The 23,741-nt window shown below is 70.5% G+C and carries 24 protein-coding genes; 8 read left to right on the top strand and 16 right to left on the bottom strand.

Translation table 11 applies throughout. The features are described from left to right. Positions 1-8: 8 nt before the first annotated feature. The 3 genes from A3Q40_RS12005 to A3Q40_RS11995 are packed head-to-tail and all read right to left on the bottom strand — an operon-like array spanning position 9 to position 2,936. Positions 9-1,271 (bottom strand): cupin domain-containing protein, encoded by a 1,263-nt coding sequence (locus A3Q40_RS12005; RefSeq protein WP_371831459.1) that lies wholly within the window; start codon positions 1,269-1,271, stop codon positions 9-11. After that, positions 1,268-1,525 (bottom strand): BatC protein, encoded by a 258-nt coding sequence (locus A3Q40_RS12000; RefSeq protein WP_068102477.1) that lies wholly within the window; start codon positions 1,523-1,525, stop codon positions 1,268-1,270. Before A3Q40_RS12000 ends, A3Q40_RS12005 begins: the two co-directional genes overlap by 4 nt. Before the next feature lie 37 nt (positions 1,526-1,562). Next, entirely contained in the window at positions 1,563-2,936 is a 1,374-nt protein-coding gene (locus A3Q40_RS11995; protein ID WP_068102475.1) for an APC family permease, read from the bottom strand. Between the two features lie 174 nt (positions 2,937-3,110). On the opposite strand from A3Q40_RS11995, the gene A3Q40_RS11990 reads away from it, so the two are divergent. Further along, complete coding sequence (locus A3Q40_RS11990) at positions 3,111-4,022, top strand: manganese catalase family protein (protein ID WP_068102473.1); 912 nt, start codon at positions 3,111-3,113, stop codon at positions 4,020-4,022. Between the two features lie 286 nt (positions 4,023-4,308). On the opposite strand, the gene A3Q40_RS11985 is transcribed toward A3Q40_RS11990, so the two are convergent. After that, a complete protein-coding gene (locus A3Q40_RS11985; RefSeq protein ID WP_068102471.1) occupies positions 4,309-5,964 on the bottom strand; it encodes a catalase in 1,656 nt (551 codons plus the stop codon). A gap of 162 nt (positions 5,965-6,126) precedes the next feature. Here A3Q40_RS11985 and A3Q40_RS11980 point away from each other — a divergent pair, with 162 nt between their 5' ends. Next, positions 6,127-6,636, top strand: coding sequence for an NUDIX domain-containing protein (locus tag A3Q40_RS11980; RefSeq protein ID WP_068102470.1), 510 nt, complete (start codon positions 6,127-6,129; stop codon positions 6,634-6,636). Here the strand turns inward: A3Q40_RS11980 and A3Q40_RS11975 are convergent. Beyond that, complete coding sequence (locus A3Q40_RS11975; protein ID WP_157889568.1) at positions 6,621-6,914, bottom strand: hypothetical protein; 294 nt, start codon at positions 6,912-6,914, stop codon at positions 6,621-6,623. The two genes, A3Q40_RS11980 and A3Q40_RS11975, sit on opposite strands and share 16 nt — an antisense overlap. A gap of 187 nt (positions 6,915-7,101) precedes the next feature. Between A3Q40_RS11975 and A3Q40_RS11970 the strand changes: the two genes are divergently transcribed. After that, a complete protein-coding gene (locus A3Q40_RS11970; RefSeq protein ID WP_068102466.1) occupies positions 7,102-8,076 on the top strand; it encodes a hypothetical protein in 975 nt (324 codons plus the stop codon). A gap of 497 nt (positions 8,077-8,573) precedes the next feature. Here the strand turns inward: A3Q40_RS11970 and nadE are convergent, their stop codons facing one another. Beyond that, a complete protein-coding gene (nadE, locus tag A3Q40_RS11960; protein WP_068102462.1) occupies positions 8,574-9,407 on the bottom strand; it encodes an ammonia-dependent NAD(+) synthetase in 834 nt (277 codons plus the stop codon). Positions 9,408-9,532: 125 nt separating this feature from the next. On the opposite strand from nadE, the gene A3Q40_RS11955 reads away from it, so the two are divergent. Next, on the top strand, positions 9,533-10,063 hold the full coding sequence (locus tag A3Q40_RS11955) for a CinA family protein (protein ID WP_068102460.1): 531 nt from the start codon (positions 9,533-9,535) through the stop codon (positions 10,061-10,063). A gap of 6 nt (positions 10,064-10,069) precedes the next feature. On the opposite strand, the gene A3Q40_RS11950 is transcribed toward A3Q40_RS11955, so the two are convergent. From A3Q40_RS11950 to A3Q40_RS11930, 5 genes are all read right to left on the bottom strand, one after another. Then, the gene (locus A3Q40_RS11950; protein ID WP_082833888.1) at positions 10,070-11,404 is read right to left on the bottom strand and encodes a PP2C family protein-serine/threonine phosphatase; all 1,335 of its coding nucleotides are present in this window, start codon (positions 11,402-11,404) and stop codon (positions 10,070-10,072) included. 101 nt (positions 11,405-11,505) lie between these two features. Then, on the bottom strand, positions 11,506-11,973 hold the full coding sequence (locus A3Q40_RS11945; protein ID WP_235606286.1) for an ATP-binding protein: 468 nt from the start codon (positions 11,971-11,973) through the stop codon (positions 11,506-11,508). Between the two features lie 49 nt (positions 11,974-12,022). Next, positions 12,023-12,409, bottom strand: a complete 387-nt coding sequence (locus A3Q40_RS11940; protein ID WP_069973033.1) for an STAS domain-containing protein — start codon at positions 12,407-12,409, stop codon at positions 12,023-12,025. A 65-nt stretch (positions 12,410-12,474) separates the two neighbouring features. Then, the gene (locus A3Q40_RS11935) at positions 12,475-13,740 is read right to left on the bottom strand and encodes a glycosyltransferase (protein WP_069972944.1); all 1,266 of its coding nucleotides are present in this window, start codon (positions 13,738-13,740) and stop codon (positions 12,475-12,477) included. A gap of 233 nt (positions 13,741-13,973) precedes the next feature. Then, positions 13,974-14,306: a DUF3140 domain-containing protein gene (locus tag A3Q40_RS11930; protein WP_068106071.1), complete on the bottom strand. Its 333-nt coding sequence runs from the start codon at positions 14,304-14,306 to the stop codon at positions 13,974-13,976. Between the two features lie 68 nt (positions 14,307-14,374). Between A3Q40_RS11930 and A3Q40_RS11925 the strand changes: the two genes are divergently transcribed. Beyond that, on the top strand, positions 14,375-15,193 hold the full coding sequence (locus tag A3Q40_RS11925; protein ID WP_068102459.1) for a PIG-L family deacetylase: 819 nt from the start codon (positions 14,375-14,377) through the stop codon (positions 15,191-15,193). A 48-nt stretch (positions 15,194-15,241) separates the two neighbouring features. On the opposite strand, the gene A3Q40_RS11920 is transcribed toward A3Q40_RS11925, so the two are convergent. After that, positions 15,242-17,101 (bottom strand): HNH endonuclease signature motif containing protein, encoded by a 1,860-nt coding sequence (locus tag A3Q40_RS11920; protein WP_068102458.1) that lies wholly within the window; start codon positions 17,099-17,101, stop codon positions 15,242-15,244. Between the two features lie 200 nt (positions 17,102-17,301). Here A3Q40_RS11920 and A3Q40_RS11915 point away from each other — a divergent pair, with 200 nt between their 5' ends. The 3 genes from A3Q40_RS11915 to A3Q40_RS11905 are packed head-to-tail and all read left to right on the top strand — an operon-like array spanning position 17,302 to position 20,377. Then, positions 17,302-18,543, top strand: coding sequence for a glycosyltransferase family 4 protein (locus A3Q40_RS11915; protein WP_068102457.1), 1,242 nt, complete (start codon positions 17,302-17,304; stop codon positions 18,541-18,543). Next, on the top strand, positions 18,537-19,283 hold the full coding sequence (locus tag A3Q40_RS11910) for a class I SAM-dependent methyltransferase (RefSeq protein WP_068102455.1): 747 nt from the start codon (positions 18,537-18,539) through the stop codon (positions 19,281-19,283). Before A3Q40_RS11915 ends, A3Q40_RS11910 begins: the two co-directional genes overlap by 7 nt. Then, positions 19,280-20,377: a prenyltransferase gene (locus tag A3Q40_RS11905; protein ID WP_068102454.1), complete on the top strand. Its 1,098-nt coding sequence runs from the start codon at positions 19,280-19,282 to the stop codon at positions 20,375-20,377. The genes A3Q40_RS11910 and A3Q40_RS11905 overlap by 4 nt, the downstream gene beginning before the upstream one ends. On the opposite strand, the gene A3Q40_RS11900 is transcribed toward A3Q40_RS11905, so the two are convergent. The 4 genes from A3Q40_RS11900 to A3Q40_RS11885 are packed head-to-tail and all read right to left on the bottom strand — an operon-like array spanning position 20,353 to position 23,732. After that, the gene (locus tag A3Q40_RS11900; protein WP_068106069.1) at positions 20,353-20,997 is read right to left on the bottom strand and encodes a class I SAM-dependent methyltransferase; all 645 of its coding nucleotides are present in this window, start codon (positions 20,995-20,997) and stop codon (positions 20,353-20,355) included. The two genes, A3Q40_RS11905 and A3Q40_RS11900, sit on opposite strands and share 25 nt — an antisense overlap. 26 nt (positions 20,998-21,023) lie before the next feature. Continuing rightward, entirely contained in the window at positions 21,024-22,442 is a 1,419-nt protein-coding gene (locus A3Q40_RS11895; RefSeq protein WP_162269847.1) for an AMP-binding protein, read from the bottom strand. Beyond that, positions 22,408-23,055 carry an energy-coupling factor transporter transmembrane component T family protein gene (locus tag A3Q40_RS11890; RefSeq protein ID WP_068102453.1) on the bottom strand — a complete coding sequence of 216 codons (648 nt, stop codon included), beginning with the start codon at positions 23,053-23,055 and terminating at the stop codon, positions 22,408-22,410. Before A3Q40_RS11890 ends, A3Q40_RS11895 begins: the two co-directional genes overlap by 35 nt. Continuing rightward, positions 23,052-23,732 carry an energy-coupling factor ABC transporter ATP-binding protein gene (locus tag A3Q40_RS11885; RefSeq protein WP_068102451.1) on the bottom strand — a complete coding sequence of 227 codons (681 nt, stop codon included), beginning with the start codon at positions 23,730-23,732 and terminating at the stop codon, positions 23,052-23,054. Before A3Q40_RS11885 ends, A3Q40_RS11890 begins: the two co-directional genes overlap by 4 nt. Positions 23,733-23,741 lie beyond the last annotated feature (9 nt).

Below are 23,741 nucleotides of genomic sequence, written 5' to 3'. Positions count from 1 at the left end.
AGGTCACCTCAGCGATCGTCGGCTCCGATCACCAGTACGCCCTCGCGGACCAGACGGCGTACCACGACCGCGCCGTCGTCCCCGTCCAGGCCGGGAAGGTCGCCGACGGTCAGGGTCTTCCCGCCGAGCAGGGCGTCCAGCGCGGGGGCGCACTCGATCGGCAGCGAGATCGTCGTTCCACGACTCCGCAGATGCACGCGTTCGGTGTCGGTGTCCGTCCGCACGACGAGCCCCGGGCGACGACGGACCGGTGTGGCCGCATCCAGCGCGGCCAGCGCGTCGACGGTGGCGAGCGGGCGCACCGGCGCCGGCCGGGTGACGTCGGCGAAACGTCGCCGCACGCGCTCGGCGACGGATGTGGTGAGCGCCGGGTCGACCTCGCCCGCCGCGGCGGCGAGATCGGACAGGACGGACACCACGTGCGGGGTGACGGCCGCCGGGTCGGTCGCGTCGAAGCCGAGGGGAAGCGGGGCGCGGAACGTGGCGTCGTCGGCCAGTGCTGCGACGACCTGGCGCAGCAGGTCGTGCCGGGTGAGCGCGGACATACCGACGGTGAGGTGGATCGAGGTTGCGCCCAGCGCCTGCGCGGAGTGGATCCAGCCCCGCGGGACGTAGAGCGCGTCGCCGGGTCGGAGCACCGTGTCGAGAGTGGGCGGTTCCGCGGCCCGCGCGGCGACCGCCTCGCGGTGATCGGTCCACGGCTGATCCGCCAGCGGGTGCTCGTGCACCGGCGGGTGCAGGATCCAGCGCTTCTCGCCGGCGATCTGCAGAACGAACACGTCGTGTACGTCGTGGTGCGGATCGAAGCCGCGGCTCGACGCCGGGGTGATGTACGAGTTGACCTGGACGGGGTGCCCGATCTCCTCGACCAGATCGCCGGAGAACCGGATGATCGACGGCCACAACCGGTGCAGCCCCTGCAACACCAGGGTGTGTCCCTCCGCGAACGCGGCGAGGACGCCGGCGGAGTCCAACTGATCGGTGACCTCGGCGCCGAACCCACCCGAGCCGGTGTACCGGGATCGATCGGTGAGGGTGCCGTCCTTGGCCATGCGAACGAACGGCGTGCGCACGCCGCGCTCGGAGATCAACTCGTCGACGGCGTCGGCCGTCAACAGGTCGTCGAAGGACCCGGGGAGGTCGGCCGCGCGGGTCAGCAGCGGTGCTCGACCCCAATGGCGGTCGGCGAAGTCGCGCCGCTCCAGGGTGGTGAGACGAGACAGCGCGGACCGGTGATCCGGTCCGCGCTGCTCGTCGTGCTGCAGGCTCAAGCCGTGCCGTCCGCACCGCCGTCGTGGCCGCCGGGGTTCGAGCCGCCGTCGGCCGGGCCCTCACCGGACGCCGCGGAGCCGTCGGCACCGCCGTCGTGGCCGCCCGGGTTCGAGCCGCCGTCGGCCGGGCCCTCGGTGGGCGAGGCCGAGCCGTCGGCGCCGCCGTCGTGGCCGCCGGGGTTCGAGCCGCCGTCGGCCGGGCCCTCGCCGCCGGCCGAACCGGAGGTGGTGATGTCGTCGTCGTTGATTGCCATCGCACAGACCTTTCGTCGCTCGAGAAGCTTCTCGCGGCTACGAGTTGACGGTTTCGGAGTTTTCCAAACTCCGCCCGCGTGCACCGCGCAGTCCCAGGTGGATCACCGCGCCCACGGCCAGCAGGATGCCCGCGCGCAACCAGGTGTCTGCGGTCTGCTGCGTCGCGAGGACGACACAACTGATCAGCGCCAGCACGGGGAGAACCACCGGGGTACGGAAGTGCGGGTGGTCTACCCGGTCGCGGCGCAGGACCAGAACGGCGAGGTTGGTGCTGACGAAGACCACCAACAGCAGCAACACGACGGTCTCCGCGAGCGCGGCGACGGTGCCGGTGGCGCACAGGACCATCGCGACGGCGGTGGTCGCGACGATGGCGACCCACGGCGTGCGGCGACGCGGCAGGACTCGGGCCGCGACGCTCGGCACCAGCCGCTGCCGGGCCATGCCGTACGTCAACCGACTCGCCATGATCATGGTCAGCAACGCGCCGTTGGCGACGGCGACGAGCGCGATCGAGCCGAACAGCCGGTCCGGGACCCCGACGTCCGCCGCCGACACGACGGCCAGGAGCGGGGCCGAGGTCTCGGCGAGGTCCGACGACGGCACGACCGCGCTGACCGCGAGTCCCACGGCGACGTAGACGGCGCCCGCGACGCCGAGCGAGAGGAAGAGTGCCCGCGGGTACACCCGGTGCACGTCCCGCACTTCCTCCGCCATGTTGGCGCTGGTTTCGAATCCGACGAAGGAATAGAAGGCGAGCAACGCCGCGGCCAGGACGGCCACCGCCGGGCTCGCGGTGTCCGTGAACTCCAGGGTGCGTCCGGGATCGCCGTCACCGCGCCCGACCACGATGGCCGCCAACGCGACCACGAGCATCAGCCCGCTCACCTCGACGACGGTCATCACCACGTTGGCGCGCATCGACTCCTTGATACCGCGGGCGTTGAGCAGGGCCACGACCCCGAGGAACACCAACGCCGCCGGGACGGTGGGGACGTCGAGGAAGACGCCGAGGTAGTCCCCGGCGAAGGCGAGGGACAGGCCGGCCGCGCTGGTGACACCGGCGGCGAGCATGGAGAACCCGACGAGGAAGGAGACCGCCGGGCGACGGAACGCGCGCTCGGCGAACACCGCCGCGCCACCCGCCTTCGGATACTTGGTGACCAGTTCGGCGTACGACGACGCCGTCAGCAGCGCCATCGCGAGAGCCACGAGCAGCGGCACCCAGACCGCGCCGCCGACCTCACCGGCGATCTCCCCGACGAGCGCGTAGATACCGGCACCGAGGACGTCGCCGAGGATGAAGACGAACAGCAGTTTCCCGGTGATCGCGGACTTCAGGGGAGTCGCCCCGTCGGCCGAATCAGGGGCGGTCGCAGGGGAATCGGCGTCGGGTCGGGCAGGGTTCATCCGGCGGGTGTACCCGACGATCGGGTCGTTACTCCGGCGCAGGAAACGTTGTCGTGCACCGTTTGCCCGGTTCGGCCTCGGGTAGCCGCCCCGCGTCCGAGAGGCTCGCCTGGATGGAGACCACCCGACAGGCCGAGCACGATCACACGTTCGTCCCACAGTCGGGAGACACCCATGTTTCGTCACACGGACCACCTGCAGTTCGACGTCGCGCCGGAGAAGCCGGACCCCGTCTACGCCCGCAAACTGCAGGAACTGATCGGCGGTGCCTACGGGGAGATGACCGTCACCATGCAGTATCTGTTCCAAGGCTGGAACTGCCGCATGAAGGGCAAGTACAAGGACCTCATCATGGACATCGCGACCGAGGAGATCGGTCACGTCGAGATGATCGCCACGATGGTCGCGCGCCTCCTCGAAGGGGCCCCCGCCACCGAGTCCACGAAGAACGCGTCGATGGATCCGGTCGTCGCCGCCGTCATGGGCGGCATGGATCCGCAGCAGGCCATCGTGTCCGGCGGGGGCCCGAACCTCGCCGACAGCAACGGTGTGCCCTGGAACGGCCGCTTCATCGTCGCGAGCGGCAACCTCCTTGCCGACTTTCGCGCCAACGTCGCCGCCGAGGCGCAGGGCCGAGTGCAGACCGCGCGTCTGTGGCACATGACGGACGATCCGGGCGTGAAGGCCATGCTGAAGTTCAACCTCGCCCGCGACACCTACCACCAGAACATGTGGCTGGCGGCGATCGAGGAACTGCAGGCCGACGGCCTCGAGGGCGTGGTCGCGCCGAACGACCTCTTCGACGAGGAGTACGAGGAGCACGCGAGCACGCTCTGGCACCTGTCCGACGGCACCGAGTCCGACAAGGGTCGCTGGGCACACGGCACCGCACCGGACGGGCGGCACGAGAACAAGTTCCTCGCCGACCCGCAGCCGCTGGGCAACGTGCAGAGCGGGCCGCCGCCGGATCCCAAGCTGTACGCCACGTACGACGGCGGTCTGGGCGAGCCCTCGAACGCCGCGCTCGGGACGGAGAAGGGTGTGATGGGCAACATCAAGGAAACGCTCGATCCGAACGCCGGCTGACCCGGCACACGCAGCACGGACTCGGCACGAACGAAGCCCCCCGGTAGCTCGCTACCGGGGGGCTTCGCGGTGATCGGATGGTTGTGAATTCCGGTGTTGCTTTTCTTGCGGTTCAGCGCTGCGCTCCATGGCCCGTCGACGTCCACGGCGGACTCGACAGACGATGCGCGGCAACGGATGTCGACTCGTCGATGGGCACCACCAACCTTCGAGGAGAACCAGGTGTACGGGCACTTCCGACGATAAACCCGGCCCCCGGTGTTGTCCAGAGATCGGTTGTCCGGACTTACCGGGACACGACCACGTGCTCGTTCGGGACGCAGTGGGTCATGGTGAGACCGGTGACGTCGCCTGGCCCGTTCTTTCCGAGGTTGGACCGGCGCTCCTCCTCGACGTCCGAGAGTGTCTGCGACGCCAGGGGTGGCAGCTCGCGCACGTCGTCCGCGGTGATGCCGAGGCCGTCGCCCACCCGCGCGCCGAGCTCGTCGTCGCACATCAGGAAGTGCCACACCATGCGCTCCTGCACCTCGCGGGTGGCCTCGGAGATGTTGGCGGTCAGATTGGCCACCAGATCGTCCTGTTCCCACGCATCCATGAGTTGGTACCGCTGACCGGCCTGCTCGTAGTCGTTGGTCCGCTCGAGGCGCTTGCGTGTGAGCCGGCCACGGATTTCCGGGCCCTGCTCGTCGTGCGTCGGGTACTGCGCCTCGTGCAGCCCGCCGGTGATCGACGGTTCGTAGTTGACGTGGGGGTTCGCCCCGACGTCGTCCACGGAGTACTGCATCGACCCGCCCTGCTGATTGGTCGCCACCCGCGCCTTGGGCTGATTGACCGGGAGCTGAAGGTAGTTCGGTCCGACACGGTACCGCTGGGTGTCGGAGTAGGAGAACGTGCGTCCGACGAGCATCTTGTCGTCCGAGAAGTCGAGTCCGTCGACCAGGACACCGGTGCCGAAGGAGATCTGCTCGTTCTCGGTGAAGTGGTTGGACACGTTCCGGTCCAGCACCATGCGGCCCACCACCTTGGGCGGGAAGTCGTTCTCCGGCCACACCTTCGTGTCGTCGAGCGGGTCGAAGTTCAGCTCCTCGTGCTCGTCGTCGCTCATCAACTGCACGCGCAGTTCCCATTCCGGGAAATCGCCGCGCTCGATGTGCTCGTAGAGGTCCTTCGAGGCGTGTCCGAGGTCGGTCGCCTGGGTGGCGGCCGCGTCCTCCTCGGTGAACGACGCCACCCCGGCCTTGGGGATCCAGTGGTACTTGACCAGGTGGGTCTCACCGTCGGCATTGACCCACTTGTAGGTGTTGACGCCGAAGCCCTGCTGCGTGCGGTAATTGGCCGGAATGCCGCGCGGGGAGAAGAGATTGACGAGCATGTGCATGGCCTCGGGGGTCTGCGACATGAAGTCGAAGATGCGCGCGGGCTCCTGCCGGAACGTCACCGGATCCGGCTTGAGCGCGTGGATCACGTCGGGAAACTTGATCGCGTCGCGGATGAAGAACACGCCGACGTTGTTCCCGACGAGGTCCCAGTTGCCGTCCTCGGTGTAGAACTTGACCGCGAAACCACGCGGATCACGCGCCGCCTCCGACGAGTCCCGCCCGCCGATGACGGTGGAGAAGCGGATCGCGAGATCGGTCCGTTTTCCCTTCTCGGAGAACAGTTTCGCGCGGGTGTACTTCGCGATGGGCTCGTCGCCCCACGTGCCCGTGGCTTCGAAGTACCCGTAGGCCACCGCGCCACGCGCGTGGACGACGCGCTCGGGGATGCGTTCCCGGTCGAAGTGGCTGATCTTCTCGAGGAAGTGGTAGTTCTCCAGAGTCGCCGGACCGCGCGACCCCACGGTGCGCTGGTTCTGGTTGTCGTAGATCGGATGGCCCTGACGGTCGGTCAGGTGTCCGCGGTCGTCGGACGGGGGCGAGCCCTGTGAGGCGACGTCGGTCATGTCAGCTCCTCGGCTGTCGTCGGTGATCGGTGCTACCGGTGCCGTTCTCGTCGGGCGAGAATCGGCCCGCGCACGACCTACCCGTGAGACGACGCGGAAAACCCGGGGGGATCGTGATCGAGCCCGCCGGAGGAGACATCGACCGGGCCTAGCATCGACGAGATGAAGCACAGCGCCGGCGTCCTGGTTCACCGTCTCGGCGCGGAGGGTGCGCCCGAGGTGCTGCTCGCCCATCCGGGCGGCCCGTTCTGGGCGCGCAAGGACGACGGCGCCTGGTCGGTGCCCAAGGGCGAGTTCGACCCCGCCGCCGAGGGCCCGGCCGCCGCCGCTGCGCGCGAATTCGAGGAGGAACTCGGCTCGCCCCCGCCGACCGGGCCGTGGCACGACCTGGGGACCGTTGCCCAGTCCCGCGCGAAGTACGTCACCGCGTTCGCCGTCCGCGGGGACTTCGATCCGGCGACGTTGCGGTCGAACGACGCGGAGATCGTGTGGCCCCCGCGGTCGGGACGAACGATGGTCGTTCCGGAGATCGACCGGGTCGCGTGGTTCGACCTGGAGACGGCGCGGCGCAAGATCCTCGTGGGTCAGGTGCCGTTGCTCGACGCGTTCGCGCGACTGTCGGCCCGATCGTTCGACTCGTCACCGGTCCGGGACGATCAGGCAGCGCCCTGACCGCCCCCGCCGTTCTCGGTCGACCCTTCGTCGGAGGTCGTTTCCCCGCCACCGAACTCGTCGAGCGTCGCCTCGGCGGCGTCCGCCGTCTGCTCACCCGGCCCGTCGTCGGTGTCGTGGAGGCGATCCTGGTCCGCGCCGGCTGGATCGGTGCTGTTGCTGCCGGCGGGACCGTCGGGGGCGTCCACGGTGGGGGCCTTCTCCGCGGCGCGCTTCGCCTCGTCGATCGTGTCCTGAACGGCGTCGAGGTCGGGGAGGTCGGTGCTGTCGGTGCTCATGTCGGTCACCTCTCGTGGGGCGGCTGTGAACCGCAGGGGCCGGTGTGGCGGTGGACGCGCCCGTCTGCTATGGCGTCGACCACACCGGGGTTTTCCCGTTCCTACCGAGAGGTAACCCCTGACCGATCGATTCGACGCCGCGCGTCGTGCGCGGCACCCGACGACACGTCAGGAGTTCGAGCAAACCATGGCACAGATCTCGATCGACACCCAGCGCGGAACCCTCGTCGCGCAGCTGCGCGCCCTGCTCCAGTTGACGAACACCGAGGTGCAGGTGGCCGAGACCCGCGTCGTCCAGGCCCGAACCGATGCGGTGCGTCGCGAGCTCGAGGAGAACGCCGCCAACGGACGTACCCGATCCGAGCGCATCGCGACCGCTATCCGCGATCTGGGGAGCACCCCGGACGTCGTCGCACCGTTGCTCGGCCGCCTCACCGCCGCGTTGAAGGCCGTGGCCGAGCAGGCGCAGCCCTTCGACGAGGCCCTGCTCGGTGACCTCGCGCTCGAGCACCAGCTGCTCGACCGCGCCCGGTACGTCAAGGCGCTGGCCACCGCGACGAACGACACCGCCGTCGTCTCGCTGGCCGACAGCCTGATCGACGCGCACTCCGCGACCGTCGACTGGCTCACGACCGTCCTGGCCGAAGACGCCCTCGGTGGCCCGGCCGCCCTGCGTCGTACGCCGATTCAGGCCGCCACCGGCGCTGCCGTGCGCTTGATCAACACGCCGGTCACGTGGTCCGCTCGCAGCGTCGACCGTGCTGTCGACACCGCACGCGAGGTGCCCACCAAGGTGGCCGAGCTGCTCGGCCGCGGCCAGAAGGCCGGCGAGCTCACCGTGGACACGCTGGTGGCGAGCCGCGATTCGGCGCTCGAGGCCGCCGAGGAGACCACGCGAGAGGGTGGCGCCGAGGGCGTCGCCGACGCGATCCACAAGGCCCGCGCGGCCACCGGTTCGCTGTCCGCCGACGAGCTGCCCGTCGACGGCTACGACGACTTGAACGTCTCCGCGGCCGTCGCCGCGATCAAGGACCTCGACGCACCCGCCGACGTCCGTACGGTCCTCGCGTACGAGGAGCAGCACAAGAACCGCCACAGCGTCGTCTCCGCCGCGCAGACGCGGATCGCCGCCATCGCCAAGGAGGTCGTCGGCGTCGAGTGATCGATGCCCGCGACGGCTCGCGAACGACGAACGCCCCGGATCCGATCGGATCCGGGGCGTTCGTTCGTCAGCGGTGGTACGTCGGCGGTCGGTCAGGCGCGATCCGAGGGCGGACGCGGTGCACGACGTCGGCGGTCACGTTGGGGGACGTACGACGTGCAGCGGGACATCACACTCTCCCACCAGTCTTGGGTCGCTCCGTCGTCCGACCAGACCACCGTCTCGACCTCGCGAGCGGTGTCACGTCCGGACGGCGCACGCCCCGGTTCGCGGGGCGACGGTTCTTCGATGTGCAGGGTCATGGGGTGAACTCCTGTCGACGTGCCTCGCATCCGTCGGCACGGGTGATCGCCGGCAGCTCCCGAACGAGAAGAGCTCCCGAGCACCCGCGTGGCGGATGACTTCGACGCCACGTTTTTCGAGCGCTCGCCACGATTGTTACCCGCATTCGGGCGTGTCGACACACGATCCGCGTCCCCTGCGCAACCGGAATCGGTTCAGTGCGTCTCGCGCCACCAGGTGTCCGACGGGGTGACGGGCATCGTGCGCTTGTGCCGGGTCCTGACGTACCAGCTCTCGATCGTCGTCGCGGCGTCGTCGGGCACGTCCTCGCCCTCCAGATATGCGTCGATCTGCGCGTAGGTCACTCCGAGTGCTTCCTCGTCGGGAAGGGCGGGGCGGTCGTCCTCGAGGTCCGCCGTCGGGACCTTGCTCCATGTGCTCTCCGGCGCGCCCAGCTCGCGCAGCAGCGCCGCGCCCTGCCGCTTGGTGAGACCGGTGAGGGGAACGAGGTCGACGCCGCCGTCACCGTACTTGGTGTAGAAGCCGGTGACGGCCTCCGCGGCGTGGTCGGTCCCGACCACCAGGAGGTTGCGTTCGCCTGCCAGGGCGTACTGCGCGACCATGCGCTCACGGGCCTTGATGTTGCCCCGCACGAAGTCTCGCAGCCGGTCGACGCCCAACGCGGCGGCCGCGGCGGTGCCCGCGCCGTCGGCGGAGGCCTTGATGTCGACGCGCACCGTCTCGTCGGGTCGGATGAAGTCGAGGGCGATCACGGCGTCGTCCTCGTCGGCCTGCTGCCCGTAGGGCAGACGCACCGCGAGGAATCGGACGTCGTGTCCGGCCTCGCGTGCCCGCTCCGCGGCCAGCTGACACAGCCGACCCGTGAGGGTGCTGTCCTGACCGCCGCTGATGCCGAGCACGAAGCCGGCGGTCCCGGTGGCCGCGACGTAATCCGCGAGAAACGCCACGCGGGAGTCGATTTCGGCGGCCGGGTCGATGGAGGACCGGACGTTCAGTTCGGCGCGAATGGTGTCTCGAAGGCTGCTCATGGGTCAACGCTAGCGCCGTTCGCCGCGATTCGCCGAGGGTGTTTGCGCTCGGTCGGCCGGGGAAGCCGTGAGCCTCGGGGCTTCGATCGGCCCGCCACGTCACCGCCCGAGGAGGAACGACCCGAATGTCGACCGAACGCATCGAGGGAGACGCCGCGCAGCCGGAGGAACGGGTCGACAGCGACGCCGACCTCGAGGACCTGTGTGCGGAGATCGCCGACCTCGCCGACCGCGCCGGCCTGCGCATCGCCACGGCCGAGTCGCTCACCGCGGGGAACATCGCCGCCAACCTCGGTCGCGCTCCCTCGTCGGGCCGCTGGTTCCGCGGCGGCGTCGTCGCCTATGCGGAGGAGGTCAAGCACGGTCTGCTGCGCGTCCCCGACGGGCCGGTGGTCAGCGAGGCATCCGCCCGCGCGATGGCGGCCGGGGTGGCTGACCTGACCGGTGCCAACCTGGCGGTCGCCGTGACGGGCGAGGCCGGGCCGGACACCGATGAAGACGTGCCGGCGGGGACGGTGTGGTTCGGCCTCGCCGACCACGGTGAGGTCACCGCCGAACGAGTAGTGTTCGACGGTGATCCGCCCGAGGTGCTCGCGGCGACCATCGAGCACTCACTTCGGCTGCTGCGCGACCACGGGCGGGAGCGCGCCCGCTAGTGACCGTCAGGCGCCGAGGGCGAGCAACGCGATGTCGTCGATCGGACGCAGTCCGGGAATGAGGTCGACGAGGTCCTCGACCACGTCGTCGACCGGACGTCCGAGACGCTGCCGCACGAAGTGGACGAGTCCCTCCTCGCCGAACATGGTGCGCCCGTCCGGACGCGCCTCGGTGATGCCGTCCGTGTAGAGCAGCAGCGTCTGCCCGGGGGCGAGCCGGAAGCTGCACGCACTGAAGTTCGCCTTCTCCAGGGCTCCGACGAACATGCCGGTACTGGAACGGATTTCGTGAACGTCCTCGGTGTCGGGATCGAGGAGCAGGGCCGGTGGGTGTCCGCCGGTGGCCAACGTGATGCGAAAACCGCCGCGCGGGTCGGGTGTCGCGATACCGAAGAGGACGGTGCAGAACCGGTTCTGCGTGGGGTCGAGCATGAGCACCTGGTTGAGCTCGGCGAGACCCTCCGCGGGATCCGGCTGGTGCAGCGCGGCCGCGCGCAGGGTGTACCGAACCAACGAGGTGGCCGACGCGGCGCCGGCCCCGTGGCCCTGGACGTCACCGAGGAAGAACGCCCATCGGCCGTCACCGAGCGCGAAGACGTCGTAGAAATCGCCGCCCACCTGTAGCGGGGAGACCGCGTGATAATGCGACGCGAGGGTGAGGCCGTCGATTCTGGGCAACGACGGCGGCAACAGGGTGCGCTGCAGCACGGCGGCGTAGTCGGTGATCTCGACGGTGTCCGACTCGGCACGCGTACGCAGGGCGCGCTCGTCCCGCACCGTGGTCATCGCGGACAGGCGCAGTTCCAGTTCGTCCACCACGACGGCGGCGAGGTCGGCCAGCACGTCGACGTCGGCGATGTCGGCGGGATCGCGGGCCACGGTGTCGAAGACGTTGACGGTCCCGAGCCGGTGGCCGTCTGCCGTGACGATCGGGGCGCCTGCGTAGAACCGGATACCCGCCTGTCCGTGCACGAGAGAATTCCTCGCGGCCGGGCCGTGGCACCGAGCGTCGGGGACGACGTAGACCCCGTCGTGCGCGATCGCGGAGGAGCACAGGCCGTCCTCGCGCGGGACGCGGTCCGGAATGCCGTCGCCGTGGCGGGCGGCGAACCAGATGTGATCCGAGTCGACGATGGTGACCGACGCGAACGCTGTGCCCATCCACCGCGCGGCCAGACGGGCGATGCGATCGAACGCGCCGTCGGGTGGGTTGCCCAGAACGTCGTAGCGGGAGATCGCGGCGAGGCGAGCGGTCTCGACCACGGCGGCGGGATCGGGCGTCGTGGACGACCGGACCTCGAGGTCGGGAGGGTCGACGGGGGAATCGTGCAGAGCGGTCATGATGCCTCCAGGGTGGACAGAGAGCGAAAGCGAGTGCTCTCCCCGGGTCTGGAGGAGGCGGAACCCCGGTCGGTGCGAGTTCGACGTGCTGTCGTGCGGCCTCAGTCTACGAGATCGCGGGAGCTTTGTGCACCCCGCACGCCGACCGCGTCGGCACGGTCCCAGCGCATGACGACCTCGGTGCCCGTGGCCGCGGACGTGACCGTCACGTCGTCGGTCAGCGTCTCGATGAGCGGCAGTCCCCGCCCGCGGAGGGGGCCGGGTTCGCTGGACGACCAGGCACCGTGATCACGGACGGCGATCTCGAGTCGACCGGAATCGGCCGTGTGCTCCGCACGCAGGTCGAACACCCCGCGGTGGGACGACGAGGTGTACGCGTGTTCGACGACGTTGGCCATGGCCTCGTACACCGCGAGGACGACGTCCGGCACCCGGTCGGGCTCGACGGCTCCGGCCGACAGCCACCGGGACAGGACGACACGGACGTCGGAGATGCGGCGCGGGTCGGCGTCGAGGTCGGTCAGTACCAGGGGTTCGGGCCCCGGCATCGGGGTCTCGGCGTCGATCACAGCGGGAGTAGTACCCCCGGATCGTGGGTCCCTCACCTCGAAGCGGCGGTCAGGCGAAATCGGACCGACGGGCGTCGCCCGTGGCCGCGAGGGCGTCCTGCCGGGACGCGTGGATCGGGAACGTCTCGTCGAGGCCCACCAGCTGCAGCGGGCGGGCGGTCGCAGCACCGGTGGCCACGACGGAGAAGACGACGCCGTCGGGAACGGACTGATGGGACTGGACGAGCACGGTCATGCCGGCCGAGGCCAGGAACTCGACTCCGGTGAGATCGACGACGAGCGCCTCGGTGGCTTCGCCCCGCACCGCGTCCACCGCGTCCTGCAGGATCGGCGCCGTCGCCAGGTCGAGTTCTCCGACGACCGTGAGGATCGCTGCCCCGTTCTGCAATTCGGTGTCGACACGGAACGAGTCCGTGGAGTTCTCGGCGACCGACATCGACATCCTGCCTTTCCCGGCCCGTACGTACGGGCTCTGCGTTCGACCAACCATTCAAGCAGCCCTCACCGCACGGGGTCGAGTCGGCCGGTCGGGGCCACGGCGCGGTCGGTGCCCTCGGCGCCCTCGGGGTCGTCGTCGGCCGCCGGCTCCGGCAGCGCGTCCGTGTAGACGCGCTCGGTGTCCAGGGCGATGTGCTCGAGCGAGTACCGCGCCCGCGCCCGGTCCGCCGCCGACATCCCGAACCCGGTGCGACGGCCGTCGTCGTTAAACAGACGGCGGACAGCCTCGGCGACCGCACCCGGGCTGCGCCGCGGAACCAGGACCCCGGTGACGCCGTCGATGACCGTGTCGAGCAACCCGCCGACCGCCGAGGCGACCACCGGCGTCCCGCAGGCCATGGCCTCGACCGCGGAGATGCCGAACGGCTCGTACCCGGGGGTGAACACGGCAAGGTCCGCGGCGCGCCAGAAGTCCGGCATGCGGTCGCGGGGGATGGGACCGATACGTACACGATCGGCGACGCCGTGAGTGCGTGCGAGGTCGGTCAGCCGCCGAGCCTCCGGGTCGGACGCGACGTCGGTGTTCGCACCCGCGGCGATGCTCAGCTCGGCGTCGGGGATCGCGGCCAGAGCGGCGATGGTCAGATCGAATCCCTTGCGCGGCACCAATCGTCCCGCGGCGGCGAGACGGTGCCGCCGGGGCGGACGACCGCTCGGAGCGATCGGGGCCGGACGAAACGTGTCCAGGTCGACGCCGGCCGGGATCACGGAGATCGACCGGCGCGGAACGCCGAGACGAACAAGGTCGCCGACGTCCTCCGACGCGGTGGCCACCACCCGGGTCGCGGTGCGCGCGAGGAGCTTCTCCACCTTGCCGCGGGCGACGGTGTCGGGACTGCGATCACCGCGGTTCCGTCGGGCCGCCTCGGCCAACGTGTGGAACGTGACCACGGTCGGCACGGGACGCGAGCGGGTGGCGAGCCGCGCGGCGAAAGCGGACGTCCAGTAGTGGGCATGAACGACGTCGGGTCGCTCGATCGCCCAGCGGCTCGCGAGCCCGTCGGCGAAATCACCGAGATGCGGGACGAGGTCTTCCTTCGCCAGCGGCCCCGGCGGCCCGGCGGGGACGTACGACACGCGGTAACCGCCGGCGGTGTCGAGCTCGGACGGGGCGGTGGGGTCGGCGCATCGGGTGTACACGGTCACGCTGTGACCGCGGCCGGTCAACGCCGCCGCCAGCGCGTCGACGTGCGCGTTCTGACCGCCGGAATCGATTCCGCCCAGGGGCGCCCGAGGATCGGCGTGCGCGGACACCAAGGCAACTCTCATGAGACATCCATCCCTGCTGCGGTCTCGACAACGGACAGCCGCTGGTGGATGAACGGCGAAGCACGACACCGGAGAATCGACACCCGGACGTGGTCGTGGAATTGACCGTATCCGATCTTCGGAAACATCCACAGCCGGGTCGGCTACGAATACTTCGCCGGGTCGGCTACGAATACTTCGCCCGAACCGGCGTCGGATGCCGTGCTTCGCCTACGAGAGTGGCTGGGGCGGGCCTACTTCAGCGGGTCGTGCCCCCAGTTCATCAACGAGTACCGCCACCGCGAGTTCTCGACGTCCTTCTTCGGCCCCTGGGCGCTGTGGCGGTGCACGTAGCCGACCACTTTCTTCATCTTCGCAGCGTCGTCGTCGGTGAGGTCCGCCTTCTTCGTGCCGAGAATTCGCACGATCTCCCGGCCCATGGCGTGTCCGGTGGACTCGCCGTCGGAGGAATCGCCGACGGACTTCGATTCGTCGGTGTCGAGCCACTCGTCCAGTTGCTTGGCAGTGAGATTGACCGCGTCCTTCCAGTCGTCCCAGACGTCGTCGACCGTGGTGTCGTTGCTCATGGACACGGCGTTCCCGGACGCCGGGCGGTCGAACCCTCGCCCGCCGTCTGCTGTGCTTCGATGGGGCGATGAGCACGCTGGTGTGTTTCCACGCGCATCCCGACGACGAGGTCTTCGGCACCGGGGGTGTCATGCGGTCCGCATCCGACGCCGGTCACCGGGTGGTACTGGTGACCGCCACCGACGGGGCGCTGGGCGAGGTGCCGGACGGGCTGCTGGACGAGGGCGAGACGCTGGTGCAACGACGGCAGGCCGAGGTGGCGGCCTCGGCTGCGGTGCTCGGGGTGCATCGCGTGGTGAACCTGGGCTACGCGGACTCGGGAATGGCCGGGACGGAAGGCAATACGGCTCCCGGGGCGTTCGCGACGGTGGACGTCGAGGAGGCTGCCGCGACGCTGGCCGAGGTGCTGCGCGAGGAAAGTGCGACCGTGCTGACGGTGTACGACCCGAACGGTGGCTACGGGCATCCGGACCACGTGCAGGTACACCACGTCGGCACCCGGGCGGGTGCCCTCGCCGGAGTGCCGTACGTCTACGAGGCAACCATGAACCGGGACCACATGCGCATGCTGATGGAGGCCAACCCCGCCTGGAACGAGCAGCCGGACGGTGCCGAGGCAGGGCAGACGGGACAGTCGGGCCCGCGTCCGGACGTGGAGGCGTTCGGGCTGCCGGAGTCGGAACTGACCACCGCGGTGGACGTGACGGCCGTGCTCGATGCCAAGCGCGCCGCGATGCAGGTGCACGAGTCGCAGATCGGCGATTTCGGGCCCTTCCTGGCCATGGAGCGTGACGTCCTGGCCGTGGTGTTCGGCACCGAATGGTTCCGTCGCGTCACCCCACCGGCAGCCGTCGGTGCGGCCAGAGAGACGGCGTTGCCGCTCTAGCTGTACGACGGCCGACGATCGACGACGTCGCCTGAGCGCCCTACGTTTCTAGAACGGGGGTGGGGTGTCGTCCGGTGGGATGACCCTGCGGAGTCGGTTGCGGTTTCGCTCCTGTCGGCGGCGGGCGTGTTTCTGCTCGGTGCGTGGAGCGGGTCGTTGGCGTTCTACCGGTTTGGGCGTCAGCCTGCTCGCGGTGGGTGGGTCGCCGAAGACGATGGTGTCCAGTCCGGGGTGGACGTCGTGTCCGGTGAACGCCGGTCCGAGGACGGTGCGCCCGTCGGGGATGGCGATGGTGCGGATCAATCGGCTCGGGTCGGTGGGGTCGGGGTACTGGTCGTCGACGAAGTCGGCGAACGTCTTGAGTAGGTGGTGGAAGCGGCATTTGGCGCCGAGTCCGGTCGCGCTGGTACGCCCGCCCCGCTCGGGGTGGGTGTGGTCGTATTCGGTGATGTGGTCGAGGTCGCCGTCCCACGCTAATCGGTTGCAGCCGGGCCAGGTGCAGAACAGATCCCGCGCACGGATGTACGCATCCAGGGCTGCGGAGGGCCGGTAGGGGTTCGACGGTTGCGTTGCCGGCAGTGGGGTGTCGGTGCCGTCACCCAACGGCCGGATGATCGTGCCGGGGTCGGCGGCGAGGTCGCGGACGTGGGCGCCGGAGACGATGCCGATGCCGGCCAGGAATCCGACGCCGTCGACGAAGTCCATGCCCATGGGTTCCTCGCACCCGCGGGTGTGGTCCACCGCAGCGTCACTGGCGGCCGCATCACGGTCCGCAGAGACGTCGACGCGATCCGGTGACACCGACTGTGCCGCAGCCGTTTCCGACGCAACGGGCTCAGTAGCAACGGTTCCCTGTGCAACGATCTCCGGCGCAACAGTTTCTGCTGCAGCAGGCTCCGACGCAACGGGTTCCGCCGCGGACGGTTCGGTCGTCACCGACGCGGAGGTGTCCACGGCCAGATCCGGTCGGGGGAGGTGCTGCGGTGACCGGCAGACCCTCTCGTTCTCGGGCGCGGGGACGGGGCCGGTGAGGGTGGTGGTGTCGGTGACCAGATGGATCACGATGCGGGGCGCGGTCGCCGCGAACTTGGTCAGGTCGATGTTCTTGTAGCGGCAGTCGGTGATGGGGCGGTCGCAGTCGCACCCGAATCCGGTTCGGGTGATCAACGCGTAATGCGCATCGGAGGCCCGCGCGGCCTTGGATCGGGTGTCCTTCGGGCACACCTGCGCGGCCAACCGTCGCACGGCCGCGTGGAGCGCGACGATGTCCTCCGCCGGCCGGGTGTCCGTCGCCGACGCCAAACCGTCACGGCCCATCTCGACGGTGAACTCCCGATTCCGCTTCGCCTTCTCCCGCCGGGCTCGGACGGCATCGGGATCACGGCGGTCGACCATCGTGTCGACCATGGCCTCCATCCGCGCCGGCGACCACGACCCCGCTCTGCGGAGAGCACGGGCGATGTCGGCGTCGACCAACGCGGCGTAGCACTGCCCTTCGATGAGTTCGGTGCGGGAGACGATGGTGCGGATGTGATGCGGGGTGACGACCCCGTCCCGCAGGCATTCCGCCACCCGAGGGAGGCGGTCGCGGAGGGCGACGGCGTCGGTGAGCAGGGTGCGGGCAGCCCCCTGTGTGATCGACAACGTGGTGGCGATGGTGGCGGCGCAGCGGGTGAACGCGTCGAGCTCACGCCGGTCCTCGTCCTCGAACGGTTCCACCAGTTCGGCGTGCATCGCGGCGGCGAGCTGGTACTCGAACCACTTCAGGTAGGCCACCCCCGCCGTCGCGTGGACCAGCGCGTCCAGCGCCTGCGGGGAGGGGAGGTCGGTGGTGGCGGGCAGGCCGAGCGCGGCGTGATCGAGCGCCGCCCACGGAACGGCACCTGCCCCCACCTGCACACTGCCCATGCCTTCGACCCCCCAGTCGCTCGTATGTTCGAGTGTATCGGCACCCACCGACAGAGTCGACGACACGCACGCACGAACCCGGCGACGACCGGAAAGTCCCGGAGGCCGGGGTGAGTGCGCGATCGGTCCGTGCTCGGGTGGTAGACAAGTCGCACACCGGACATGGACGTGCCGGTGCACCACGACGGTCGGGGAGGCTCGTGCGCATCGCTCTGCTGTCGTACCGGAGCAAGCCCCACGTGGGTGGTCAGGGCGTGTACGTCGCTCGGCTCGGCAAGGCGCTCATCGATGCCGGCCACACCGTCGAGGTGTTCTCGGGGCAGCCCTACCCCGTGCTCGACCCCCGGATCACGCTGACCCGCGTTCCCAGCCTCGATCTGTATCGCGAACCGGACCCGTTCCGCACGCCCCGGCCCTCCGAGATCCGGGACTGGATCGACGTGCTCGAGGTCCTGACCATGTGGACCGCGGGCTTCCCCGAGCCCCTCACGTTCGGCCTGCGGGCGGCCCGTCTCCTCCGGCGTCGCGCGGCGGATTTCGATGTGGTGCACGACAATCAGTCGCTGAGCTACGGACTGCTGCGCCTCCGGCGACCCTGGGTGGCGACGATTCATCACCCGATCACCCGCGATCGAGACCTGGACCTCGCCGCCGCGTCCTGGCGGCGTCGAATCACGCTGCGGCGGTGGTACGGATTCCTCGCGATGCAGCGGCGAGTCGCGCGTCGGGTCGGACACGTGATCACGGTGTCGCGAAGCTCGGCCGACGACATCGTCGACGCGTTCGGGGTGCGAGAGAACGTGGTGTCGGTGATTCCGCTGGGGGTCGACACCACCGTGTTCCGGCCCCGCGGGGAGCGGGTACCGGGACGGATCGTCGCCGTCGCCAGCGCCGACGTCGCCCTGAAAGGCGTCCGGCACCTGCTCGAGGCCGTGGCGAAACTGCGCACCGAACGTGACGTCACCGTCGACCTGGTGTCGACCATCGATCCGGCGGGCCCGACGCGTCGCACCATCGAGCGGCTGGGGTTGGGCGACGCGGTGACCGTCCACGCCGGCCTGACCGACGAGGAACTCGCGACCGTCCTGGCGGGGGCCGAGGTGGCGTGCGTTCCGTCCCTGTACGAGGGTTTCTCGCTGCCGACCGTCGAAGCCATGTCCTGCGGTACGCCCCTGGTGGTGAGTCGCACGGGGGCGATTCCCGAGGTGGTCGGACCGGACGGGGAGTGCGCCGACCTCGTCGAGCCGGGGGACAGCGAGGCGCTCGCCGCGGCGCTGGCCGCCGCACTGGACGACCCCGACCGTCGCGTCGCCATGGGGCAGCGCGGTCGAGCGCGAGCGGAATCGACGTTCTCGTGGCCGGCGGTCGCCGCCGCCACGGTGGAGGTCTATCGCGCGGCGATCGCCGCGCAGCACGAGAGGGAGCGACGCCGCACATGTTGACGATGGACTTCGACCGACTCGGCTTCGGTGCCGGTGACCGGGTGATCGACATCGGGTGCGGCCTCGGTCGGCACTCGTACGAGCTCTACCGACGCGGTGCGCACGTCGTGGCGTTCGATCAGAACGCGGCGGAGCTCGACGAGGTGAAGGTCATGTTCGGCGCGATGGAGGCCGAAGGGCAGGTGCCCGCATCGGCCTCCGCGGAGACGGTGGTGGGAGACGCGCTCGCCCTGCCGTTCCCGGACGGTCACTTCGACGGCGTCGTCGTCTCCGAAATGCTCGAACACATTCCGAACGATCGCGCCGCCATCGCCGAGATCGCCCGCGTCGTCCGGCCGGGCGGCACCGTGGCGGTCAGCGTGCCTCGGTGGCTGCCCGAACGCATCTGCTGGGCGCTGTCCGACGAGTACCACGCGAACGAGGGCGGCCACGTCCGCATCTACCGGGCGAGCGACCTGCGCAAGGCTCTGAGCGACGCCGGCTTGGAGGTCACGCACACGCACCACGCCCACGCACTGCACGCTCCCTACTGGTGGCTCAAGTGCGCGGTGGGTGTGAACGAGAACGACAACCGACTCGTGCGCTCCTACCACTCGATGTTGGTGTGGGACATGATGAAAGCCCCCGCGGCGACGCGCTGGGCGGAGCGCCTGCTCGACCCGGTGATCGGCAAGTCGGTGGTGATCTACCTCCGCAAGCCGCCGGCCCCGCAGGCCGACGGAGACGAGGCGGCGTCGTGAGCCGGCCGACCCCCGACGTTCCCGCCGTCCCCGGGGTGCTCACGGCCGAGCAGTGTCGTGACACCGCCGAATCCATTGCCGCAGTCCAGCTCCGGTCGGGTGTCATCCCCTGGTCGCCCGCGGGCCACGAGGACCCATGGGACCACGTGGAGGCGGCGATGGCGCTGTCGGCGGCCGGTTTCACCGAGGAAGCCGACGCCGCCTACGAGTGGTGTCGGCGCACGCAGCGCGAGGACGGGTCCTGGCCGCTGCAGACCCGCGCCGGCGTCGTGGAGGACGCGGGCTCGGACACCAACTTCTGCGCGTACGTCGCGGTCGGAGTGTGGCATCACTTCCTGGTGACGGGCGACGACGCGTTCGCGCTCGCGCTGTGGCCCACCGTGCAGCGGGCCGTCGACTTCGTGCTGTCGCTCCAGACCGACCGGGGGGAGATCGGCTGGGCGGCCGGGCCCAACGGACCGAACGTCGACGCCCTGCTCACCGGCAACGCCAGCATCCACCACAGTCTGCGCTGCGCTCTGGCGCTCGCCGCGTACATCGGTGACCCGCAACCGGATTGGGAGGTCGCCGTCGGCCGGCTCGGTCACGTCCTGCGGCACCATCCCGACGCCTTCGTGCCGAAGACGACGTACGCGATGGACTGGTACTACCCGATCCTGGGTGGCGCGGTGCGCGGACCGGAGGCCCGGCGCCGCATCGGCGCTCGGTGGTCCGACTTCGTGGTGGAGGGCCTCGGCATCCGATGCGTCGACGACCGGCCGTGGGTCACCGGAGCCGAGACGTGTGAGTTGGTCCTGACCCTCGATGCGCTCGGCGACGACGACGCCGCGCTCGAATTGTTCGGCGCCATGCAGCATCTGCGCGACGACGACGGGGCGTACTGGACCGGCCTCGTCTACGCCGACGGCAAGCGATGGCCGGTCGAACGGACCACGTGGACGGCCGGCGCGGTCATCCTCGCCGCGGACGCGCTCGCCCGCGCCACCCCGGCGTCGGGCATCTTCCGCGGCGACGACCTCCCCACCGGGTTGTCCGGGGCGCACCGTCGGTGCGGGTGCGCTGGGGAGTCCTACCCCGCGGGCGTGCCCGGCTGACCGTCGGTGCGCACCAGTACCCGCAGCGACCCGACGGCGCGCACGTCGGTGAACTGCCCACTGGCGCGGGCGCGTTCGTAGATCAGGAACGGCGGGCGTCCGCCGTCGGCGGGGTCGGGGAAGACGTCGTGGATGACGAGCGCTCCGCCCGGCTGCACCCACCGCGCCCAGCCCTCGTAGTCCGTCGACGCGGCGGCCTCGGTGTGGCCGCCGTCGACGAACAGGAACGTCAGTGGCGTGCGCCAGAACGACGCGACGTCGGCCGACCGGCCGACGACGGCCACCACCACGTCTTCGAGATCGGCGTCGGCGACCGTGCGGCGGAAGGCCCCGAGCGTGTCGAGCTTGCCCACGGCCGGATCGACCAGGGACCGGTCGTGGTACTCCCACCCCTCCTGATGCTCCTCCGACCCGCGATGGTGGTCCACGGTGACGATGCGTCCGCCCGTCGCGCGGGCCGCCGCGCCCAGATAGATCGTCGACTTGCCGCAGTACGTCCCGATCTCGACACCGACACCGCCACCGAGGAATTCGCGCGCCGCGGCGTGCAGGGCGAGGCCCTCGTCGTCGGGCATGAACCCGCGCGCCGCGCGGGCGTGGCGGAGGAGGTCGGACGGCATCTCGGCGTCGGGCGCCGCGGTCGGGGTCACTCGCTCAGCCTATCGATCAGCGCCAGCACCGCGGGCCGGTCCAGCTTCCCGCGCGGTGTGCGGGGGAGCGCGTCGGTCACGACCACTCGGGTCGGTCGCGACGGCACGTCCAACGACTCTCGGAGGTGTCGCCACAGTGCGGCGCGATCGACCGGTCCGTCCGCGACGATCGCTGCCACCGGAACCGCCCCCATCCGGGGGTGCGGCGCACCTACGCAGGCCGCCTCGACGACCCCGGCGTGCGAGAGCAGCGCCCGTTCGACGTCCGCGGGCTCGACCTTCAACGCCCCACGCGAGATGGTGTCCGACACGCGACCGGACAGGAACAGCCAGCCGTCCTCGACGCGGCCGCGGTCGCCGACGTCGAACCAGCCACCGACGGGACCGCCCACGGGAAGCGACGAGTCGTCGGTGAGGTAGCCGTCGAACACCATGTCGCTGCGCACGTGCACCACGCCGTCGGCGACCCGCACGTCGACGCCCGAGACCACCCGTCCCGACGACCCGACCGGGACCGCCTCGTCCGAGGCCGCGATTGACACCAAGGACAGTTCGGAGGCCCCGTAGAAGTGCACGATGCGCGCACCGGGGAGTCGAGCGGCGAGCGACGCACGCGCCGGTTCCGGCCAGAACGCCCCGGACGACAACACTTCTCGGACCGACCGCAGTGGGCCGCCGAGTCCGGCGACGACGTCGACGGCCAGGGTGGGCACCGTGTAGAGGTGGGTCGGATCGGCGCCCCCGCCGGGGGACAGTGGGCGCAGGTCCACCGCCGCCCCGCGGCCCAGCGCGTGCACCACCCCGTACAGGAAGTGCGTGTGGTCGAGCACGCCGGGCGTCGCGACGCGCGACTCGGCGTCGATCGTGAACTCCTCGTCGCTGCGATCGAGCGTGCGCGACCAGGACGACCGGGACCGCACGAACACCTTCGGCCGGCCCGACGTTCCCGACGTCAGCCCCGCCAGCAGCTCCGCGCTCTCGTCGACCGAGGAGAGCGTGACGCCCCGGCCCCGCGCCGCATCCGACGGCGTCACCAGCGGACCGGCGTACCCGAGCCGTCGCAGGCGCGCGTGCAGGCGCCGCGCGGCCACCACCTCCCGCGGCCCACCGACGGACAACACCGAGGCCAGGCGATCCGCGGTCAGGTGCCGATGCAGCAGCAGGACCGACGACCCGGCCCGGATCGCACCCACCACCGCCGCCACCGACCCGACGTCCGACGACGGCAACACCGCGGTACGTCGGTGGCCGACCCACCTCGCCGCGAGACGGCCCGACGCCTCCCACAGCTCGCGGTACGTCGTCGACCCCGCCGCATCCACCACGGCCACCGCGTCGGGCCGGTTCCGCGCCCACCGCCCGATGCGGGCGTCGATCGGCTCACCGATCACCGTCGTCCCCGTCCCCGTCGTCATGGTCGTTCTCGACGCCGTCGTCCACGCCTCTCGCGACGAGGCTGTCGCCCAGGGCATCGGCCGTCCGCAACGCCCGCACCACGACGGGCGTGGCCAGCGCCGCGATCGACCACTGCAGACCGCGCGCCTTCCGCGCCTCCGACACCTCCCGGACGATGTCGGTGAGCACCGGCACCAGGCGGATGGTGAGCGCGAGCAGCAATCCGACCCGATCGGGGTCGACGCCGACCCGGCGCAGCGGCCCGAGCGCTCGGCCGACGGTGTCGAGCATCGCGGTGACTCTAGTGGTCAGCGTCACCAGCCCCGCGGCCCCGACGGTCACCAGGAGGACGCCGCACACGACGGTCGCGCGGGCGGGCGTGGTCAGCCACACCTGGAACGCCGCGATGATCAGGATCATCCACAGCAGCGGCCGCAGCTGCGCGACGAGGACGCGTGGACCGAACCCCGCCACGGCGTACGCGGCGGTCACCCCCGCGAGCGCGACGGCGACGTCGACGGGCCGGCGGACGAGGATCAGGATCGCGATCACCGCGGCCATGAGCAGCAGCAGTTTGACCCCTGCGGGCAGGCGGTGCAGGAGAGACGTGCCCGGCCGGTACAGGCCGATCATTCGAGCAGGCCCCGGTACGCCGGTATCGCCTCCGCCGGGGGTCCGTCGAACGCGATGCCCCCGTCGTGCACGACGACGACGCGATCGAAGCCGGCGAGCAGATCGAGGTGATGGGTCACCACGACGAGCTGCAGGTCGAGATCGGCCAACACGCGGCCCACCAGTCGCGTGTTGCGCAGGTCGAGCAGGGTGGTGGGCTCGTCCGCCACCAGGATCTCCGGTCGGCGGATCACCACGGCGCCGATGGCCAGCATCTGCTTCTGCCCGCCGGAGAGCAGGTGGGCGGGGTGATCGGCGTGTCCGGCCAGGCCGAATCGCTCGAGCGTCTCGGCGACACGGTCGGCGACCTCGGCCTTCGACGCGCCGCTGCGGCGCAGCGAGAACGCGAGGTCCTCCGCGACGGTCGGCATGACGATCTGGTTGTCGGGGTCGGTGAAGACGAAGCCCACCCGTCGCCTGACCGCGGCCCCCTTCTTCGCCACGTCGAGTCCGTCGACCACCACGCGTCCCGACGTCGGTGTCACCAGGCCGTTGATCATGCGGGCGAGCGTCGACTTGCCCGACCCGTTGGAGCCGACGATGCCGATGCGCCGCTCGGTGAGCGTCAGCGTCACCTCGCGCAGCACGGGCCGGTCGCCGTAGCCGTGCCGGACGTTCTCGAACCGGATCTCGCTCATGCCGTGTCC

This window comes from Rhodococcus sp. PBTS 1, from assembly GCF_001620025.1.
Classification (GTDB): Bacteria; Actinomycetota; Actinomycetes; order Mycobacteriales; family Mycobacteriaceae; genus Rhodococcoides; species Rhodococcoides kroppenstedtii.
The sequence above is the reverse complement of the archived record's forward strand: the minus strand, read 5'-3'. Positions and strand labels throughout refer to the sequence as shown.